The following is a 20,308-nucleotide window of genomic DNA, read 5'->3' as shown; positions in this document are numbered from 1 at the left end:
CGGATTCTACCAGCCTTTGCTCCCGCCTTTGAGTGCTTACTGACTGACTGTCAATTTGCCGACCATGCCGGCCTGATAGTGGCCGGGGATATTGCAGGCAAATTCCAGGTGGGCGGCCTTGGTGAAGGTCCAGGTCAGCTCGGCGGTTTTGCCCGCTTCCACCAGCACACTGTTCGGGTCATCGTGTTTCATCCCATGCCCTTCGGAAGAATGACCCATGGAGCCGTGGTCCATGGTCTTCATCCCTGTGGGCATAAGCATGCCGCTTTGCTGCATCTGAAGCATTTCCTGTTGGTGCCGAGCATGCATCGCCGCGTCGCCGAGGTTGAATTCGTGCAATAACTGGCCTTTATTCACCAGTACAAAACGCACGGTTTCCCCGGCCTTGATATCCATCGCCTTAGAAGTGAAGGACATGTCGCCCATCACCACTTCAACGCTGCGGGTAGCCTTGGCGGCCGTTGCTGGTTGACCGAAGTCATAGGAATGCGCGGGGGAAGCCTCAAGCCCCAGGCTCAGAGTCAGCAAGCAAGCAGCCAGTACCAGATGATTGTGCAAAAACATAGTCGCGCTCCAACAAGATGGGGTTCAGCTTGTGGGAAACTCTAAACCGCAGGTACTGCCAACCACCTGACAGACAAATTACAACTTTGTCAGGTAGGCCTGCTTCGCCGCCGCCCACGGTATAACGCACCTGTTCCAACTACCCGAGCCGCCCATGAAACTGCTGATCGTCGAAGACCAACCGAAAACCGGCCAATACCTGCGCCAGGGCCTGACCGAGGCTGGCTTCAATACTGAACTGGTGGCAGACGGCACCACTGGCCAGCAACTGGCCTTGAGCGGCGATTACGCCTTGCTGATTCTCGATGTGATGCTCCCCGGACGCGATGGCTGGCAAATTCTGCAAGCGGTGCGCGGCGCGGGCCTCGACACACCGGTACTGTTTCTTACAGCCCGCGACGCGGTGGAGGACAGGGTCCACGGCCTGGAGCTGGGTGCCGACGACTATCTGGTCAAACCTTTCGCCTTCTCCGAACTGCTGGCGCGGGTTCGTAGCCTGCTGCGGCGCGGTAGCGCAACACCTCAGGAAACCAGCCTGCAACTGGCCGACTTGCGCCTGGACCTGATCCGCCGCCGGGTCGAGCGCAACGGCCAGCGCATCGACCTGACCGCCAAGGAATTCGCTCTGCTGGAAATGCTCCTGCGGCGTCAGGGCGAAGTGCTGCCCAAGTCGCTGATCGCTTCCCAAGTGTGGGACATGAATTTCGACAGCGACACCAATGTTATCGAAGTGGCGATCCGCCGTTTGCGCCTGAAGATCGACGATGACTTCCCGAACAAATTGATCCACACCGTACGCGGCATGGGTTATGTCCTTGAAGAGCGCCCTGCCTGATGCGCCGACTTTCACTCAGCAATCGCCTGGCGCTGTTGTTCGCAGCTTGCACTGCCGTGGTGTCGTTGTTTGCCGGGGTGTTGTTCAGCCGCGCCAGCGAGGCGCATTTTGTTGAACTGGACCAACAGTTACTCGACGGCAAACTGATTGGCTTGCGCCGGGCGCTGGAGGACATTCAGTCCAGCGAAACCGACGCCCGACTGGCCGATGAATTGAGCCGACAAGCCGATCTTTCGCTGCGCATCATTGGCAGCGACGGCCAACGCTTGTACGACAGCTCAGCCCGTTTACCCAAAGACTTGCCGCGCCAGTCGGGCCTGTCGACGGTGAGCGATGACGGTACCGACTACCGTGTCCTGAATGCGCCGCTGTTCCCCGATAAACCCGATTCACCGCAACTGACCCTGCTACTGGACATCACCCATCACCAGCATTTTCTGCAACGCATGCAGCACCTGATTTGGCTGACGGTCGGTTTGTCGGCGCTGGCCACCGCCCTGCTCGGTGCCTGGGCGGCGCGCAGTGGTTTACGCCCGCTGCGGCGCATGAGTGCGGTCGCCAGCGGCGTTTCGGCGCAATCGCTCAACGCCCGCCTGCCAGAAGCAGACATGCCGCCAGAACTCGCGGAAATGGCCCACAGCTTCAACGCCATGCTCGGACGCCTCGACGACTCTTTTCAGCGCCTCTCGGCGTTCTCCGCCGACATCGCCCATGAACTACGCACACCGCTGTCGAACCTGCTGACCCACACCCAAGTCACCCTCACCCGCCCTCGCCCAATCGAGGATTACCGCGAAGCGCTGCACAGCAATCTCGAAGAACTGCAATGGATGGCGCAACTGGTCAACGACATGTTGTACCTGGCCAAGGCTGACCACGGCTTGCTGATGCCCAAGCGCGAACCGCTGGAACTGGCGGAAGAAGCCGATGTGCTGCTGGAGTTTTTTGCGCCGCTGGCCGAGGACGCTCAGGTGAAGTTGAGTCGTGACGGCAGCGCGCGCATGCAGGGAGACCGCAGCATGTTACGCCGGGCGCTGTCCAATTTGCTGGACAATGCGTTGCGGTTTACGCCGGTCGGTGGCGAGGTGCGGGTAAGGATTGTCGAGCAGCCGACTGGCTTGAGCTTGAGCGTTGAAAACAGTGGCGAAGGGATTTCTGAAGACTTGGTGCCGCGCTTGTTTGACCGCTTCTACCGGGCAGACCCGGCACGTCGTGAAGGCAGCAGTGAGCATGCGGGTTTGGGGTTGGCGATTACCCAGTCGATCATCCGCGCCCATGGCGGGCAGATTCGTTGCGAATCGGATAAGGGGTGGACGCGGTTTGTGATTGAGTTGCCACGAACCTGATCATTCCCACGCGGAACGCGGGAACGACCATTGGAAGCTTACGAATACCGCAACGCAGTAGCCGGCTCGACTTTCGCCGCCCGCCACGCCGGATACACCGTCGCCAAAAAGCTCATGATGAAACCGGCGGAACAGATCAACAACACATCCGCGCCCTGCAGTTCCGACGGCAAGTTACTGACAAAGTACACATCGGAACTGAAGATGTGCTGCCCGCTCACCCGCTCCATCCAGCCCACCAGTTCGCTGACGTTCAACGCTGCAATCACGCCCAGCACGCCGCCAATCAAGGTACCGACAACCCCGATCACCGTGCCCTGCACCATGAAGATCGCCATGATCTGCCGAGGTGTCGCGCCAATGGTGCGCAGGATCGCGATGTCCGCGCCCTTGTCGTTCACCACCATGATCAGGGTGGCGATGATGTTGAACGCCGCCACCGCGACGATCATCAGCAATAGCAGGCCGATCATGGTTTTCTCCATCTTCATCGCGCTGAACAGGCTGCCCTGGGTGTGGGTCCAGTCGTCAGCTTTGTAGGCGGCACCCAGGCCTGTCGCGATGTCGCTCGACACTTGCGGCGCGGCGTACAGATCCTTCACCGCCAAACGTACGCTCTGCACCTGATTCGGCTGCCAGTGTTGCATCTGCGCGGCATCGGCGAGGTGGATCAGCGCCATCGAGCCATCCAGCTCGGCGCCGACCTTGAACACGCCCACCACGTTCAGCCGCTGCATGCGCGGGGTAATCCCGCCCGGGGCGGTGCTGATTTCCGGCACGATCAGGGTGATCTTGTCGCCGACGTTCAGGCGAAAGCGTCGTGCGGTGATCTCACCGATCACCACGCCAAACTCGCCCGGCTTCAAGGCGTCGAGACGCCCCTGAACAATATGTTTGGCAACAATCGACACCTTGCCTTCCAGCGCCGGATCGACACCGCTGACCTGGATCGGCTGCATGGTACCCTTGTAGGACAGCATGCCTTCCATCTCGGTGAACGGCACCGCTGCCGTCACTTCAGGATTCTTCATCGCCGCGGCGGCCACCGGCTGCCAATCTTCGATAGGGTTCACGCCGACGATGGTCGCATGGGGCACCATGCCGAGGATGCGCGAACTCATTTCGCGCTGGAAGCCATTCATCACCGACAGCACCACGATCATCGCCAGCACGCCCAGGGCGAGGCCGATCATCGAGGTCATCGAGATGAAGGAAACAAAGCGATTGCGGCGCTTGGCGCGGGTATAGCGCGTGCCGATAAAGATCGATAACGGTCTGAACATTCGCTGGGGCACCGTATAAAAATAAAAGACCCGACGCACTGTTCAGTACGCCGGGTTTCGGTCAATCAGATGGGTGTCAGGTAACCTTCCTGCAAATGCAGGACGCGATCCATCTGGCGAGCCAGGTTCATGTCGTGGGTCACCACCAGGAACGCGGTGCGCATCGAGGTGCTGAGTTCCAGCATCAAATCCTGAATGCCTTGGGCAGTATGGGAGTCGAGGTTGCCGGTCGGCTCGTCGAGCATCACCAGGCCTGGTTTGTTCACCAGGGCACGGGCGATGGCCACACGCTGGCGTTCGCCACCGGACAATTCCGCCGGTTTATGCTCCAGACGATGGCCCAGCCCTACTCGCTCCAGCAACGCCGTAGCACGCTGACGCGCTTCCGGAATCGCGGTTTTACCGATCAGCAACGGCATGCAGACGTTTTCCAGCGCGGTGAACTCAGGCAGCAAGTGGTGGAACTGGTAAACGAAACCCAGCGACCGATTGCGCAGCAGGCCACGGGCCTTTTCGTTCAGTGCCGAGAGCTCTTCACCGGCCAGCCAGACGCTGCCCTTGGTCGGCGTATCTAGACCGCCCAACAGGTTGAGCAAGGTACTTTTGCCCGAACCCGAGGTACCGACGATAGCCACGCGCTCACCCGGATGCAGCTCCAGTTGCAGACCGGCCAGAACCTCTACCGATTCCGGGCCTTCCACGTAGGATTTGCCCAGGTTGCGGCAGCTCAAGATTGCTTTATCACTCATGCCCGACTCACTCATAACGTAGCGCCTCCGCAGGCTGGGTGCGCGCGGCACGCCAGGCTGGATACAGGGTGGCGAGGAAACTCAGAACCAACGCGGCGGCGCAGACCATCAACACGTCCTGGCTCTGCACTTGCGACGGCAGGTAATCGATGAAATACACGTCGGCGTTCAGGAATTTGTGGCCGATCAGCCCTTCAAGAGCCGAGATCGCGGCACTGACGTTCAGCGCGGCGAAGATCCCGACCACTGCGCCGATCAGCGTACCGAACACACCAATGACCGTCCCCTGAACCATGAAGATCGCCATGATCTGCCCCGGCGTGGAGCCGAGGGTGCGCAGGATCGCGATGTCGCCCTTCTTGTCGTTCACCACCATCACCAGTGTGGAAATGATGTTGAACGCCGCAACGGCAACAATCAGCAGCAACAGCAGACCGATCATGGCTTTTTCCATGCGGATCGCTTGATACAGATTGCCGTGGGTGCGGGTCCAGTCGCGAGCGTAATACTGATCTTCGCCAAGTTGCTGAGCGATGGTCCATGCCACGCGTGGTGCCTGGAACAGATCGTCAAACTTCAAGCGGATGCCCTGGACCTGATCCGGCTTCCACCGATGCAGCTTCGCCAGATCCTGCAGGTTGGTAATGCCCAGATACCCGTCGATCTCACCGGCCCCGACATGGAAGATGCCGACCACGGTAAAGCGTTTCATGCGCGGGAACATCCCGGCCGGGGTCACGGTGACTTCCGGCGCGACAAACGTCAGCTTGTCGCCGACCGCCACGCCGAGCTTGGCCGCAGCCTTGTCGCCGATGACGATGCCGAAACTGCCCGGCGCCAGATCATCGAGTTTGCCCTGCTGCATGAAGTTATCAATGATCGATACCTGCCGTTCCTGCACAGGGTCAATGGCATTGAGCAGCACTTTGGAGACCTTGCCGTTGTTGGTCAGCAGGCCCTGCATCTGGACGAAGGGCGCAACCGCCGTCACCTGCGGGTTCTGCTTGACCTTGGCGGCCAGGCTTTGCCAGTCGCTGATCGGCTCACCGGACTCGATGGTCGCGTGGGGCACCATGCCCAGCACGCGGGTGCGCATCTCATGATCGAAGCCGTTCATCACCGACAGAACGACGATCATCACGACCACGCCAAGGGCGAGTCCGATCATCGAGGTCAGGGAAATGAATGACACAAAATGATTGCGACGCTTTGCACGGGTATAACGCGTGCCAATAAATACGAAGAGAGGTCTGAACATGTCGGGGCTTGTTCGGAGGGAAAAGGAACGTCCTTGTGGCGGGGGTCGATAACCAGCTTTACACTCAGACCACCGCCGCTACCATGGGTTCGCCATGTCGACATTAGATGAAGAAGATCGCCGCGAATACTACCGTATCGAGGACACGATCGCACTGGAAATTCGGCCCCTGTCTGCTCCCGAAGCCGCAGGCCAGGAAGTGTTGCAGGATGCTTCCCCTCTATTCAACCTGCTCAGCGAACTGCACCTGAGCGAATTCGAGTCGCAACACCTGCTGCGACAGATCAGCGAACGTGACCGGACCATCGCCGCGTTCCTCAAATCCCAGAACAAACGCATCGACCTGCTGAGTCAGGTGGTCGCCCTGACCGTGCTCGGGCAGATTGGCGAACCGCAGCCGGTGATCCTCTCCGAAGGGGGCATCGACTTTCAGCATCCGACGCCCATCGCCACCGGCGCGCATCTGTCGGTCAAATTGGTGCTGATGCCGCAAGCCCTTGGCTTGCTGCTGCGCGCCCGCGTCACACACTGCGACCGCAAGGGCGACGGCTACGATGTCGGCACCGAGTTCGAATACGTCTCCGATGCCCAGCGGCAATTGCTGGCCCGTTACATCTTGCAGCGACAGGCACAAGAACGACGCCTGGCCCGCGAACAAAACGAATCAGGCACCTAATTTAAGGAAGAACCGTGACCCTCATCTACGGCCATCGCGGCGCCAAGGGCGAAGCACCGGAAAACACCCTGACCAGCTTTCAGGAATGCCTCAAGCACGGCGTTAGGCGCTGTGAACTGGACCTTCACCTGTCCAAGGATGGCGAGTTGATGGTGATCCACGACCCGACCCTCAAACGCACCACCGAGCGTCGCGGCAAAGTAGTCGAACATACCGCCGCTGAGCTGGTGACCTACGACGCGCGCAAGGGTGGCCCGGGCTGGATCAAACCCTGCCCGATTCCAACACTGGAAGAGTTGTTCGAGAAATGTGATTTCGAGCATTGGCAACTGGAAGTCAAAAGCGCTTCACGCACCCGTGCCGCGACCACCGTGCTGGCGATTCGCGAAATGGCGCAGCGTTTCGGTTTGCGGGACAAGATCACCATTACGTCGAGTTCACGCGAAGTATTGAAAGCCGCGCTGGACCTGGTGCCGGACGTGTCTCGCGGTTTGGTGGCCGAATATGCCTGGCTCGACCCGCTGAAGGTCGCGCAAAACTATGGCTGTGAGATTCTGGCGCTGAACTGGACCCTGTGTACGCCGGAACGCCTGCAGAAGGCGCAGCGTCAAGGGCTGCATGTGTCGGTGTGGACAGTCAACGAGCCCGCGCTGATGCGCAGACTCGCCGACTTCGGCGTTGACAGCCTGATTACAGACTTTCCCGGTTTGGCCATCGCCACGCTCGAGAATTGCTGAAATCGGTCTCCCCGGCCGGCTCAGGCCACCGGCCGGAGCCGCTCAAAAAAGCCGGTTGAGGCCATCGTACGCCGCTACCCGATAGGCTTCAGCCATGGTCGGGTAGTTGAACGTAGTATTGACGAAGTACTTCAGGGTGTTTTGTTCGCCCGGCTGGCTCATGATCGCCTGACCGATGTGCACGATCTCCGACGCCTGATAACCGAAGCAGTGAACGCCCAGTACTTCCAGGGTATCGCGGTGGAACAGGATCTTGAGCATGCCTTGCGGCTCGCCGGCAATCTGCGCACGCGCCATGCCCTTGAAGAACGCCTTGCCCACTTCGTACGGCACCTTGGCCTGAGTCAGCTCCTGCTCGTTCTTGCCGATCGAGCTGATCTCCGGAATGGTGTAGATGCCGGTTGGCACGTCGTTAACGAAGCGCCAGCTGCCGTTGTCGACAATGCTGCCAGCGGCCGAACGACCCTGGTCGTGGGCGGCACTGGCCAGGCTCGGCCAACCGATCACGTCACCGGCACCATAAATATTCGGTACGCAGGTGCGGTAGTTTTCGTCGACTTCGATCTGGCCACGGCTGTTGACCTTCACGCCGATATTTTCCAGACCCAGCTGATCGGTGTTGCCAGTACGTCCGTTGCACCAGAGCAAGGCATCGGCCTTGATCTTCTTGCCGGACTTCAGGTGCAGGATCACGCCATTGTCCACGCCTTCGACGCGGTCGTAGTCTTCGTTGTGGCGAACCGTGATGTTGTTGTTGCTGAAGTGGTAGCTCAGGGCCTGGGAAATTTCCGAGTCAAGGAAGCTCAGCAACTGACCGCGGTTGTCCACCAGCTCCACCAGCACACCCAGACCACTGAAGATCGAGGCGTATTCGCAACCGATCACGCCGGCGCCGTAAACGATGAGTTTGCGCGGGGTGTGGCCGAGGCTGAGAATGGTGTCGCTATCGTAGATACGCGGGTGATGGAAATCGATGTCCGCCGGGCGATAAGGACGCGAGCCGGTGGCGATGATGATGTGCTTGGCCACCAGTTTTTCAACCACGCCGTTGGCGCAGACCACTTCGATGGTTTGCTCGTCAGCGAAGCTGCCGGTGCCGAAGAACACGTCGACGCGGTTACGGGCGTAGTAGCCAGTGCGCGAGGCGACTTGTTTGGAGATGACTTTTTCGGCGCTTTTCAAAACGTCCGGGAACGAGAACCAGCGCGGCTCACCAATCGCCCGGAACATCGGGTTGGTGTTGAACTGCATGATCTGCCGGACCGAGTGACGCAAGGCCTTGGACGGGATGGTGCCCAGGTGGGTGCAGTTGCCGCCGACCTGGCGACGACTATCGACCATCGCCACCTTGCGCCCTGCTTTGGCGGCATTCATTGCCGCGCCTTCTCCCGCCGGGCCGGAACCCAACACCACCACGTCGTAGTTGTAGACAGCCATGCATACTCCTCAGAACAGGCCGCGGCGCCCTCGGCACCTGCGGCTAAATCACGCCGATCTGCGGCGTGAAGGAACAATTTGGGGCCAGTGCAGAACCCGGACACAGTCTATAGAACCGTCAACGCCGGGCACATTAACCCTTGGTCGCGTCGTAGGCTAGTTTTGCCTGCACTACAACGCCATCAAAAACGCTTTTCAGTGCCGCAATCACTTGGTTTTATCACCTGCCAGGCGCTCAAATGCCTGATTGGTGCGTGTAACGAAACCTGTATCGGCACGAATCACAAAGAATGCACCAATGTCATGGGTTTCGGCATAGTCCCAACCCCGTTCAGGCCCAAGAATCAGCAACAGCGTCGATAGGCCATCGGCCATTAACGCAGAAGGATGAATCACTGTGACTGACGCCAAGGTGTGTAGGACAGGTGCTCCGGCACGAGCATCGAAGGTGTGGGAATAGCGCCTGCCATTCTGTTGAAAATAATTGCGGTAGTCGCCGGACGTGGACACGCCGTAACCGTCGACGGCGATGATTTTTTGCGCGACTTGCTGGTCGTCGCGGGGCTCTTCTAACGCGATGTGCCAGGGTGAGCCGTCGAGTTTTCTGCCAGCGGCCTTGAGCTCACCGGTGACCTCCGCCAAGTAGTTGTGGATGCCCTGCTCTTCGAGCTTTGCGGCAATCGTGTCGACCGCGTAACCGGCAGCGATGCTGTTGAAGTCGACCTCAACCGCAGCGTCCTTGCATAACTGATCGCCATCTATGCGCAAGTGGGTGTAGCCGACGCGTTGCTGCACCTCGGTAAGCGCTTCGGTGCTGGGGACTTTTTCCTCACGCGCCTGCGGACCGAATCCCCACAGGTTGAGCAGCGGCTCCACCGTCAAGTCGAAGGAGCCTTCGCTTTGGGATGACAACTGCTCGCCCACACGGATCAATTCGAGCACAGGGCCAGGCATGACCTGACAACGACCGGCCGGCAGTGCGTTAAAGCGCACGGTGTCCGAGTCGCCGCGATAGGTCGAGAATTGTCGATCCACTTCGGCGAGGATATTTTCTACTTCTGCCTGCACCGCTTTCGGCCCGGGCGTGGAGGAATGTCTTACGTATTGAATGGAATAACGACTGCCCATGGTCGGGCCATCGAAGCGTTCCAGGCTGTCGCCGCTGCCACAACCGGACAAAACGCCGGCCAGCACCACAAGTCTACTCCACCGTCCAATTAACAAATCTTCATCTCCCCTCAAAACCGCGCCCGCCATTATGGGCCTCAGAGCGCATGGGAGCGAGCCTGCGTGGCGAGGGGGCTTGCCCCGTCCGATTGCGAAGCAATCGTAAATCCGGTCACCGCTATCGCGAGCAGGCTCGCGCCCACAGGTGCAGCGTTTTCAAACAAGATTTACCAGCGTGAGTACTTACAAATGTCTTCCAATACGAGCAACGGCAAAGCAATTTTTCGCGTCGTCAGCGGAAACTTCCTGGAGATGTTCGACTTCATGGTCTACGGCTTCTACGCCACGGCCATCGCCAAAACCTTCTTCCCTGCCGACAGCGCTTTCGCTTCCCTGATGCTGTCTTTGGCCACTTTCGGGGCCGGCTTCCTGATGCGTCCGTTGGGTGCGATTTTCCTCGGGGCTTACATCGACCGTCACGGTCGCCGCAAAGGCCTGATCATCACATTAGCAATGATGGCCGCCGGCACACTATTGATTGCCTGCGTGCCGGGTTATGCGACGCTGGGTGTCGCGGCACCGCTGATTGTATTGTTCGGTCGCCTGTTGCAAGGCTTCTCGGCGGGCGTGGAACTGGGTGGGGTGTCTGTGTACCTCGCCGAGATCTCCACACCAGGTCGCAAAGGCTTCTTCGTCAGTTGGCAGTCCGCCAGTCAGCAAGCCGCTGTTGTATTCGCCGGCCTGCTCGGCGTGGGTTTGAACCATTGGCTCAGCCCTGAAGAAATGGGTGAATGGGGCTGGCGCGTGCCGTTCCTGATCGGCTGCATGATCGTGCCGGTGATCTTCGTGATTCGCCGTTCTCTGGAAGAAACCCCGGAATTCCAGGCGCGTAAACACCGCCCTACCCTGCAAGACATTGTCCGCTCGATTGGTCAGAACTTCGGCATCGTCCTCGCCGGCATGGCGCTGGTGGTGATGACCACGGTGTCGTTCTACTTGATCACCGCCTACACCCCTACCTTCGGCAAAGCCGAACTGCATCTGTCGGATCTGGATACGTTACTGGTGACAGTGTGCATCGGCCTGTCGAATTTCTTCTGGCTGCCGGTGATGGGTTCTGTGTCTGACAGAATCGGGCGCAAACCCCTGCTGTTGGCGGCGACGATTCTGGCGATCCTCACGGCTTATCCAGCGCTGTCATGGCTGGTTGCGAACCCGAGCTTCAGCCATCTGCTGATCGTCGAGTTGTGGCTGTCGTTCCTGTATGGCTCGTACAACGGCGCCATGGTGGTGGCCCTGACCGAGATCATGCCAGTGGAAGTTCGCACGACCGGTTTTTCCCTTGCCTACAGCCTGGCGACCGCGACCTTTGGTGGTTTCACACCGGCGGCCTGTACGTATCTAATCCATGTGCTGGACAACAAGGCGGCGCCGGGGATCTGGCTCAGTGGCGCGGCAGTGTTGGGGTTGATTGCGACACTGGTGCTGTTCAAAGGCAATCGGCATGAACTGCGGACCGCGCAAGCAGCGGTGGCTGGCGGCGCCTGATCCATCGCCTTCGCGGGCAAGCCTCGTTCCTACAGAGAAGAGGATCGTTCCCACGCTCTGCGTGGGAACGATCACCCACAAACAAAAACGCCCCGAACAAAGTCGGGGCGTTTTCATGTGCGGCTAAGGCTTAGCGCGGGAACGCTGGCGGGTTTACACCGGCCATGTCTTCCATCACGCGCACTACCTGGCAGCTGTAACCGAACTCGTTGTCATACCAAACGTACAGAACAACGCGGTTGTCGTTGCAGATGGTCGCTTCAGCGTCCACCACGCCGGCGTGGCGCGAACCTACGAAGTCGGTGGAAACCACTTCCTGCGAGCTGACGTAGTCGATTTGCTTATGCAGATCGGAGTGCATGGCCATCTGGCGCAGGTACTCGTTGATCTCTTCGCGGCTGGTGGCTTTCTCAAGGTTGAGGTTGAGGATGGCCATCGACACGTTTGGCGTCGGAACGCGGATCGCGTTACCGGTCAGCTTGCCGGCCAGTTCAGGCAGCGCCTTGGCGGCAGCGGTGGCAGCACCGGTTTCAGTGATTACCATGTTCAACGCGGCGCTACGGCCACGACGATCGCCTTTGTGGAAGTTGTCGATCAGGTTCTGGTCGTTGGTGTACGAGTGAACCGTTTCGACGTGACCGTTGACGATGCCGAACTTGTCATTCACAGCCTTCAGCACCGGCACGATGGCGTTGGTGGTGCAGGAAGCGGCGGACACGATCTTGTCGTCAGCGGTGATTTCACCGTGGTTGATGCCGTGAACGATGTTCTTCAGCTTGCCTTTGCCAGGCGCGGTCAGAACAACGCGGTCGATACCCGGGCATGCCAAGTGCTGGCCCAGGCCGTCGGCGTCACGCCATACACCAGTGTTGTCCACCAGCAGCGCGTCTTTGATGCCGTACTGGGTGTAGTCCACTTCGGTCGGGTTCTTCGCGTAGATCACCTGGATCAGGTTGCCGTTGGCGGTGATGGTGTTGTTGGCTTCATCAATGGTGATGGTGCCATCGAACGGACCATGTACCGAGTCACGACGCAACAGGCTGGCACGTTTGACCAGATCGTTCTCGGCGCCCTTGCGGACAACGATGGCGCGCAGACGCAGGCCGTCGCCACCACCGGTTTTCTCGATCAGGATGCGCGCCAGCAGACGGCCGATACGACCGAAGCCATACAACACAACGTCGGTGCCGGTACGACCGGAACCATTTTGCTTGCCGACCACATCGGCCAGTTCGTCACGGACGAACTCTTCGACGGTACGGCCATTGCCTTCGGTCTTGAACTTGACGGCCAGCTTGCCCAGGTCCACCGAAGCGGCACCGAGCTTGAGCTCGCTCATCGCCTTGAGCAGCGGGAATGTTTCGTGGACGGACAATTCGCTGTCATCGGACTGACGATGGCGAGCAAAGCGGTGAGCTTTGAGAATCGCGATGACTGAACGATTGATCAGGCTGCGGCCATAGATCGAGCTCACCACGTTGTTATTGCGGTAGAGCTGACCGATAAGCGGAATCATCGCTTCTGCGAGTGCTTCACGGTCGATCCATTCACCAAGACACTGGTCGGGCTTCTGAGTCACGGGAACCTTCCACATGTAGGGGCAGAAAAAAGGGGCTACATTATGCCGCCGACTGCCTCCCGTAGCAATGCGCGCCTGTCGCACGGGCGGTAACAGAATCCCGTTCAAAAAAATTACGCCCCGCTCCAGCCCAGTAAAACCGGGGCTTTCAGCACAGTCAATTTTTCGACGTTAGCGATGCCGTGTCCGTAACCCTCCGTAACACTGAGCGGTTTTCGCACTACATTTTCAGTATCAAACCGCCAGTTTTTGTCATTACCACTACATTTCACCCAACCTGTGCATATAGACACAGTCTGCAACTGACAGCCGGCACCTCAGGCCGTTACAATTGTCGACTTTGTCGCAACGCTTGGAGCTCAACCTTCCGTGCCCGTTCTGCGTCTACCGCTTCTCCCTGCCGCGGCAGGTAAACAGCACTGGGGCAACCTGCCCGGTGCCGCCCTGAGCCTGGCCATCGCCGAGGCCGCCAGCGCTGCCAAGCGCTTTACCCTGCTACTGACCGCCGACAGCCAGAGTGCCGAACGGCTGGAACAGGAGCTGAGTTTCTTCGCCCCGGATTTGCCTGTTCTGCATTTCCCCGACTGGGAAACCCTGCCCTACGACCTGTTCTCGCCACACCAGGACATCATCTCTCAGCGCATCTCCAGCCTGTATCGGTTGCCGGAGCTGGAGCATGGCGTGCTGGTCGTGCCGATTACCACGGCCCTGCACCGCCTGGCGCCGACCAAATTCCTGCTCGGCAGCAGCCTGGTGCTGGACGTCGGCCAGAAGCTTGATGTCGAGCAAATGCGCAGCCGTCTTGAAGCCAGCGGCTATCGTTACGTCGATACCGTCTATGAGCACGGCGAATTCACCGTGCGCGGCTCGCTGATCGATCTGTTCCCGATGGGCAGCAAATTGCCCTTCCGTATCGACCTGTTCGACGACGAAATCGAAACACTGCGTACCTTCGATCCGGAAAACCAGCGCTCCATCGACAAGGTGGACACTGTTCGCCTGCTGCCGGCGCGGGAGTTCCCGCTGCAAAAGGACGCAGTCACCCGTTTCAAGGCGCGCTTCCGTGAGCGTTTCGATGTCGATTTCCGACGCTGCCCGATCTTTCAGGATTTGAGCAGCGGGATTACACCGGCCGGTATCGAGTACTACTTGCCGCTGTTCTTCGACGAAACCTCCACGCTGTTCGATTATCTGCCCCAGGACACGCAAGTGTTCTCCTTGCCGGGCATCGAACAGGCCGCGGAAAACTTCTGGAACGACGTGCGCAATCGTTACGAAGAGCGTCGCGTCGACCCATCCCGTCCTTTATTGCCACCGGCCGAGCTGTTCCTGCCCGTAGAAGACTGCTTTGCCCGTCTGAAGAGCTGGCCCCGCGTGGTTGCCAGTCAACAGGACGTGGAAACCGGTGTCGGTCGCGAGCGCTTCCCGGCTCAGCCGCTGCCGAACCTGGCCATCGAAGCCAAGGCCACTCAGCCGTTGGCGGCGCTGGCCGGTTTCCTCGACCAATTCCCTGGCCGCGTGCTGTTTACCGCCGAGTCCGCGGGCCGTCGTGAAGTGCTGCTGGAATTGCTGGAACGCCTGAAGCTGCGACCGAAAACCGTCGACAGCTGGCCAGACTTTGTTGCGAGCAAGGAGCGCTTGGCGATCACCATCGCGCCGCTCGACGAAGGTCTGTTGCTGGACGATCCAGCCCTGGCCCTGGTCGCTGAAAGCCCATTGTTCGGGCAGCGCGTGATGCAGCGCCGTCGCCGCGAGAAACGCGCCGACGCCAACAACGATGCGGTGATCAAAAACCTCACCGAGCTGCGCGAAGGCGCTCCGGTGGTGCACATCGATCATGGTGTCGGCCGTTATCTGGGTCTGACGATTCTGGAAATCGACAATCAAGCCGCCGAATTTCTGACCCTTGAATATGCCGAGAACGCCAAGCTGTACGTCCCGGTAGCCAACCTGCACCTGATCGCCCGCTATACCGGCAGCGACGATGCCCTGGCGCCGCTGCACCGCCTCGGCTCCGAGACCTGGCAGAAAGCCAAACGCAAAGCCGCCGAACAGGTGCGCGATGTGGCCGCCGAGTTGCTCGACATTTATGCCCGCCGCGCCGCTCGCGAGGGTTATGCCTTCGCCGACCCGAAAGCCGATTACGCAACCTTCAGCGCCGGCTTCCCATTTGAAGAAACCCCAGACCAGCAGACCACCATCGAAGCGGTGCGCGCCGACATGCTCGCACCGAAACCGATGGATCGCCTGGTTTGCGGCGACGTCGGTTTCGGCAAGACCGAAGTGGCGATGCGTGCGGCGTTCATTGCGGTGCACGGCGGTCGTCAGGTGGCGATTCTGGTACCGACCACCCTGCTCGCCCAGCAGCACTACAACAGCTTCCGCGACCGCTTCGCCGACTGGCCGGTGAGCGTGGAAGTGATGAGCCGCTTCAAGTCGACCAAGGAAGTCAACGCCGCGGTCGCGGACCTGGCCGAAGGCAAAATCGACATCGTCATCGGCACACACAAACTGCTGCAAGACGACGTGAAGATCAAAAACCTCGGGCTGGTGATCATCGACGAAGAGCACCGTTTCGGTGTCCGTCAGAAAGAACAGCTCAAAGCACTGCGCAGTGAAGTCGACATCCTGACGCTGACCGCCACGCCCATTCCGCGCACGCTGAACATGGCAGTGTCGGGCATGCGTGATCTGTCGATCATCGCCACGCCACCCGCCCGTCGCCTGTCGGTGCGCACGTTCGTCATGGAGCAGAACAAGAGCACGGTCAAAGAGGCCCTGCTGCGTGAGTTGCTGCGTGGCGGGCAGGTCTACTACCTGCACAACGACGTGAAGACCATCGAGAAATGCGCCGCCGACCTCGCCGAACTGGTGCCGGAAGCACGGATCGGCATCGGTCACGGGCAGATGCGCGAACGTGAACTCGAACAGGTGATGAGCGACTTCTATCACAAGCGCTTCAACGTGCTGATCGCCTCGACCATCATCGAGACCGGCATCGACGTGCCGAGCGCCAATACCATCATCATCGAGCGTGCCGACAAGTTCGGCCTGGCACAGTTGCACCAGTTGCGTGGCCGCGTCGGTCGCAGCCACCACCAGGCGTATGCTTACCTGCTGACACCGCCGCGCCAACAAATCACTCCCGACGCGGAAAAACGCCTGGAAGCGATTGCCAATACCCAGGACCTCGGCGCGGGCTTCGTACTCGCCACCAACGACCTGGAAATCCGTGGCGCCGGCGAACTGCTGGGCGATGGCCAAAGCGGGCAGATCCAGGCCGTCGGTTTCACGCTGTACATGGAAATGCTCGAGCGCGCGGTAAAGTCGATCCGCAAGGGCGAACAGCCGAACCTCGATCAACCGCTGGGTGGTGGTCCGGAAGTCAATCTGCGTGTACCGGCGTTGATTCCAGAGGACTATCTGCCAGACGTTCATGCTCGATTGATTCTCTACAAACGCATTGCCTCGGCCACCGACGAGGAAGGTCTCAAGGACCTGCAAGTGGAGATGATCGACCGTTTCGGCCTGCTGCCGGAACCGACCAAGAACCTGGTGCGGATCACGGCGCTGAAATTGCAGGCCGAACAGCTGGGCATCAAGAAAGTCGACGGCGGCCCGCAGGGCGGTCGTATCGAGTTCGCCGCACAGACACCGGTCGATCCACTGACGCTGATCAAACTGATCCAGAGCCAGCCCAAGCGCTACAAATTCGAAGGCGCCACGATGTTCAAGTTCCAGGTGCCGATGGAGCGCCCGGAAGAACGCTTTAATACTGTAGAGGCGCTATTCGAGCGCCTCATTCCGACCACTGCTTGAAGGACGCCGCATGCGCCTGTTTCGCTCACTGACCTTGTTGATGACGTTGTTGATGTCGCTGCTAGCCTCTACGGCGTTTGCCGATGATCTGTATCAGGTTGAAATGATTCTGGTACGGCAAAACGCCGTGCCCGCCATCGTCAGCCGCGCCGCGCCGGAAGACTGGGATGCCGGTGCCCAACGCATCAGCCCCGAGAGTTTTCGTACACCGAGCCTGAATGCCGAAGTGGAAAAGCTCAGCGCCAGCAACAACTACACCGTGTTGCTGCATAAAGCGTGGCAACAGAACCTGGGCGAAGAAGCCAGCAAAGTTGCGATCAGCGAGGGCAAGGAGCAGTTTGGCCAATACCCGATCGAGGGTACGTTGAGCCTGAAACTGGGGCGCTTCACTGACGTTGATGCCGATTTCTGGGTCAACCGGATTGATGCCAACGGCCTGGTTACCGCCAGCGAACGCCTGAAGCAGGAAAGCCACACCAAGAACGGTCAGCTGAACTTCCTCGATAACGGCCATCTGGGCCTGCTGATCAAGATCACTTCACTGACCGCCCCTGCGCCTCGGCCAGTCCCCGATGAAATTCCGGACTGATTGAAGCCCTTATGTCCTCCGCGACCCTGAGCAAACCCCTGGCAACATCCTGGGTCAGCCGATTCAAGGAACAGAGCCTGGAACGTGGCCGTCGCTACGCGCTGGAAAACCGCGTCAGGATCGTCGAAGCCGGCGACGCCACCATCACCGCCAGTTGCGAAGGCTCTGGCGGCAACGTTTACCGTCAGACCATTCGCCTGCGCGAGTCGGCCAAAGGCACCTTGCTGATGATCGACGCCACGTGCACCTGCCCGGTTCACAGCAACTGCAAACATTGCGCGGCAGTGTTGCTGCAAGTGCAGGAAACCCTCGCGTACCCGGCCGCTGCCAAAGACGCTGAACTGCTGGAAAAACTGCAAGCAGTACTGGAAAACCGTAGCCCGAAAGCACCGCCGCAAATCCTCGTGGACAACGTGCAACCGGTGCCGCGCCTGTGGCTGGCGAGCATCGAGTTCAGCGCCTTCGAACCGCGCAATGGCAAGATGCAGCGGTACATCCAGCATCGGGCGGCGCTGTCCTTCAGCTACCTGGATGAATACGTCAGCGGACAGAAAAATACTGACATCCTGATTCGCCAAGAGACGCAGACGTTGCGGATAAAACGTCACCCGGAAGTCGAACAGGCCTACAGGGAACAGCTGCGAATCCTCGGCTTCAAAGTCGCCACCCGACAAAGCAAGGCCTTGCCGGAAAGTGCCGGCGAACTCTACGAGATGGTCAACGACAGCGCCTGGCTGACCTTTACCCTCAACGAACTGCCGAAGTTGCGCACCCAAGGTTGGGAGTTGCAGATCGACGAGGATTTCGGTTTCGACCTGACGGCCGTGGACGACTGGTACGCCACCGTCGAGCAGGCACCGGAGCGCGACTGGTTCGATCTGGAACTGGGGATCATCGTCAACGGCGAACGGCTGAGCCTGCTGCCGATCCTGTTGAACCTGATGCGCTCCCACACCGAGATCCTCAACCCGGAACGGCTCGCCCGACGTCGCGACGACGAACTGATTCTGGTGAACATCCCGCAGCGCCGCAGCACCGACCAAGGCCCGCTGCAGGTCGCCCTGCCCTTCGGCCGCTTGAAACCGGTGCTGGCCACCCTCGGCGAGTTTTATCTGCAAGAACCCGGCGAAACCACGCTGCGCCTGAGCAAGGCCGACGCCACGCGATTGAATCCGCTGGAAGGCCTGCCGTTGCTCTGGGAAGGTGGCGAGCAGATCCGCACCTTTGCCCAGCGCCTGCGCGACATCAAGGACCACACCGCGGTGGCACCCGAAGGCTTGAATGCCACCTTGCGCCCGTATCAGCTGGAAGGCCTGAGCTGGATGCAATCGTTGCGGCAACTGGAAGTCGGCGGGATTCTCGCGGACGACATGGGCCTGGGCAAAACCCTACAAACCCTGGCGCACATTCTCAGCGAGAAGAATGCCGGACGCCTCGATCGGCCGTGCATGGTGGTCATGCCCACCAGCCTGATTCCCAACTGGCTCGACGAAGCCGCGCATTTCACGCCGCAACTCAAAGTGCTTGCGCTGTATGGTGCCAGTCGCAAAAAGCATTTCGAGCACCTGGCCGATTACGACCTGATCCTGACCACCTATGCGCTGTTACCCAAGGACGTCGAACGCCTGGCCGCGCAGCCGTTGCACGTACTGGTGCTGGATGAAGCGCAGTACATCAAGAACCCCAACAGCAAAGCCGCCCATGCCGCCCGTGAACTGAATGCTCGCCAGCGCCTGTGCCTGAGTGGCACACCGCTGGAAAACCACTTGGGCGAGCTGTGGTCGCTGTTCCACTTCCTGCTGCCGGGCTGGCTCGGTGACGTGAAAAGCTTCAACCGCGATTACCGCGTGCCGATAGAAAAACGTGCCAGTGAAGTACGACTTCAACACCTGAACGGTCGGATCAAACCGTTCCTGCTGCGTCGGACCAAGGAACAGGTGGCCACCGAACTGCCGCCGAAAACCGAGATCATCCATTGGGTCGAACTCAACGAAGCCCAGCGTGATGTATACGAAACCATGCGCCTGGCCATGGACAAGAAAGTCCGCGATGAAATCACCCGCAAGGGCGTGGCGCGCAGCCAGATCATTATTCTTGAGGCCCTGCTGAAGCTACGTCAGGTGTGCTGTGATTTGCGTCTGGTCAACGATGCTGCCCTGCCCGCTCGTGGCAGTACCTCCGGCAAGCTCGATAGCCTGATGGAAATGCTGGAAGAATTGTTCGAGGAAGGTCGGCGGATTCTGCTGTTCTCGCAGTTCACCTCAATGCTGTCGCTGATCGAGGACGAGCTGAACAAACGCGGCGTGGCGTATGCGATCCTGACCGGTCAGACCCGGGATCGACGCACGCCGGTGAAGGAGTTTCAGAGTGGCAAGCGTCAGATCTTTCTGATCAGCCTGAAGGCCGGTGGTGTGGGCCTGAACCTGACCGAGGCCGATACGGTGATTCACTACGATCCGTGGTGGAACCCTGCAACGGAAAATCAGGCGACGGATCGTGCGTATCGCATTGGTCAGGAGAAGCCGGTATTCGTCTACAAGATGATTGCCAGGGGCACGGTGGAAGAGAAGATTCAGCATCTGCAGAAGGAAAAATCCGATCTTGCCGCAGGGGTGCTGGATGGGCGCAAGACCGGGGATTGGAAATTGCAGAGCGATGACATCGAGGCGCTGTTTGCGCCGTTGCCGGAAAAAATTGATAGGTAGCGGTGTCTGACAGGCC

At 59.6% G+C, this 20,308-nt stretch carries 15 protein-coding genes; 8 read left to right on the top strand and 7 right to left on the bottom strand.

Annotation, left to right across the window (positions count from 1 at the left end; genetic code table 11):
- Positions 1-36: 36 nt before the first annotated feature.
- Positions 37-564 (bottom strand): copper-resistant cuproprotein CopI, encoded by a 528-nt coding sequence (copI, locus tag PSH97_RS09675; protein ID WP_305448988.1) that lies wholly within the window; start codon positions 562-564, stop codon positions 37-39.
- Between the two features lie 154 nt (positions 565-718).
- On the opposite strand from copI, the gene PSH97_RS09670 reads away from it, so the two are divergent.
- The gene (locus tag PSH97_RS09670) at positions 719-1,399 is read left to right on the top strand and encodes a heavy metal response regulator transcription factor (protein WP_019649412.1); all 681 of its coding nucleotides are present in this window, start codon (positions 719-721) and stop codon (positions 1,397-1,399) included.
- The gene (locus PSH97_RS09665) at positions 1,399-2,745 is read left to right on the top strand and encodes a heavy metal sensor histidine kinase (protein WP_305448987.1); all 1,347 of its coding nucleotides are present in this window, start codon (positions 1,399-1,401) and stop codon (positions 2,743-2,745) included. The genes PSH97_RS09670 and PSH97_RS09665 overlap by 1 nt, the downstream gene beginning before the upstream one ends.
- A gap of 38 nt (positions 2,746-2,783) precedes the next feature.
- Here the strand turns inward: PSH97_RS09665 and PSH97_RS09660 are convergent, their stop codons facing one another.
- From PSH97_RS09660 to PSH97_RS09650, 3 genes are all read right to left on the bottom strand, one after another.
- Positions 2,784-4,028: a lipoprotein-releasing ABC transporter permease subunit gene (locus PSH97_RS09660; protein WP_305448986.1), complete on the bottom strand. Its 1,245-nt coding sequence runs from the start codon at positions 4,026-4,028 to the stop codon at positions 2,784-2,786.
- A 65-nt stretch (positions 4,029-4,093) separates the two neighbouring features.
- Positions 4,094-4,777: a lipoprotein-releasing ABC transporter ATP-binding protein LolD gene (gene lolD, locus PSH97_RS09655; RefSeq protein ID WP_020700644.1), complete on the bottom strand. Its 684-nt coding sequence runs from the start codon at positions 4,775-4,777 to the stop codon at positions 4,094-4,096.
- Positions 4,778-4,784: 7 nt separating this feature from the next.
- Positions 4,785-6,035, bottom strand: coding sequence for a lipoprotein-releasing ABC transporter permease subunit (locus tag PSH97_RS09650; RefSeq protein ID WP_305448985.1), 1,251 nt, complete (start codon positions 6,033-6,035; stop codon positions 4,785-4,787).
- A gap of 94 nt (positions 6,036-6,129) precedes the next feature.
- Here PSH97_RS09650 and PSH97_RS09645 point away from each other — a divergent pair, with 94 nt between their 5' ends.
- Positions 6,130-6,711 (top strand): PilZ domain-containing protein, encoded by a 582-nt coding sequence (locus PSH97_RS09645; protein WP_305448984.1) that lies wholly within the window; start codon positions 6,130-6,132, stop codon positions 6,709-6,711.
- Positions 6,712-6,725: 14 nt separating this feature from the next.
- Complete coding sequence (locus PSH97_RS09640) at positions 6,726-7,448, top strand: glycerophosphodiester phosphodiesterase (protein WP_305448983.1); 723 nt, start codon at positions 6,726-6,728, stop codon at positions 7,446-7,448.
- 42 nt (positions 7,449-7,490) lie between these two features.
- Here the strand turns inward: PSH97_RS09640 and sthA are convergent, their stop codons facing one another.
- Together sthA and PSH97_RS09630 are read right to left on the bottom strand one after the other, a co-directional pair.
- Positions 7,491-8,885, bottom strand: a complete 1,395-nt coding sequence (gene sthA, locus PSH97_RS09635) for a Si-specific NAD(P)(+) transhydrogenase (protein ID WP_008073074.1) — start codon at positions 8,883-8,885, stop codon at positions 7,491-7,493.
- A 207-nt stretch (positions 8,886-9,092) separates the two neighbouring features.
- On the bottom strand, positions 9,093-10,142 hold the full coding sequence (locus PSH97_RS09630; protein WP_407682170.1) for an FAD:protein FMN transferase: 1,050 nt from the start codon (positions 10,140-10,142) through the stop codon (positions 9,093-9,095).
- A gap of 159 nt (positions 10,143-10,301) precedes the next feature.
- Between PSH97_RS09630 and tcuC the strand changes: the two genes are divergently transcribed.
- The gene (gene tcuC / locus PSH97_RS09625; RefSeq protein ID WP_305448981.1) at positions 10,302-11,600 is read left to right on the top strand and encodes an MFS transporter; all 1,299 of its coding nucleotides are present in this window, start codon (positions 10,302-10,304) and stop codon (positions 11,598-11,600) included.
- A 130-nt stretch (positions 11,601-11,730) separates the two neighbouring features.
- Here the strand turns inward: tcuC and PSH97_RS09620 are convergent, their stop codons facing one another.
- Complete coding sequence (locus tag PSH97_RS09620; protein WP_305448980.1) at positions 11,731-13,194, bottom strand: glyceraldehyde-3-phosphate dehydrogenase; 1,464 nt, start codon at positions 13,192-13,194, stop codon at positions 11,731-11,733.
- Positions 13,195-13,548: 354 nt separating this feature from the next.
- On the opposite strand from PSH97_RS09620, the gene mfd reads away from it, so the two are divergent.
- The 3 genes from mfd to PSH97_RS09605 are packed head-to-tail and all read left to right on the top strand — an operon-like array spanning position 13,549 to position 20,292.
- Complete coding sequence (gene mfd / locus PSH97_RS09615; RefSeq protein WP_305448979.1) at positions 13,549-16,998, top strand: transcription-repair coupling factor; 3,450 nt, start codon at positions 13,549-13,551, stop codon at positions 16,996-16,998.
- Positions 16,999-17,008: 10 nt separating this feature from the next.
- Complete coding sequence (locus tag PSH97_RS09610; protein ID WP_305448978.1) at positions 17,009-17,587, top strand: CsiV family protein; 579 nt, start codon at positions 17,009-17,011, stop codon at positions 17,585-17,587.
- 11 nt (positions 17,588-17,598) lie between these two features.
- Positions 17,599-20,292: a DEAD/DEAH box helicase gene (locus tag PSH97_RS09605; RefSeq protein WP_305448977.1), complete on the top strand. Its 2,694-nt coding sequence runs from the start codon at positions 17,599-17,601 to the stop codon at positions 20,290-20,292.
- Positions 20,293-20,308: the final 16 nt, after the last annotated feature.

This window comes from Pseudomonas cucumis (assembly GCF_030687935.1).
GTDB lineage: Bacteria > Pseudomonadota > Gammaproteobacteria > Pseudomonadales > Pseudomonadaceae > Aquipseudomonas > Aquipseudomonas cucumis.
Note: the sequence above shows the minus strand (reverse complement) of the source record. Positions and strands in the feature narration are given on the sequence as shown.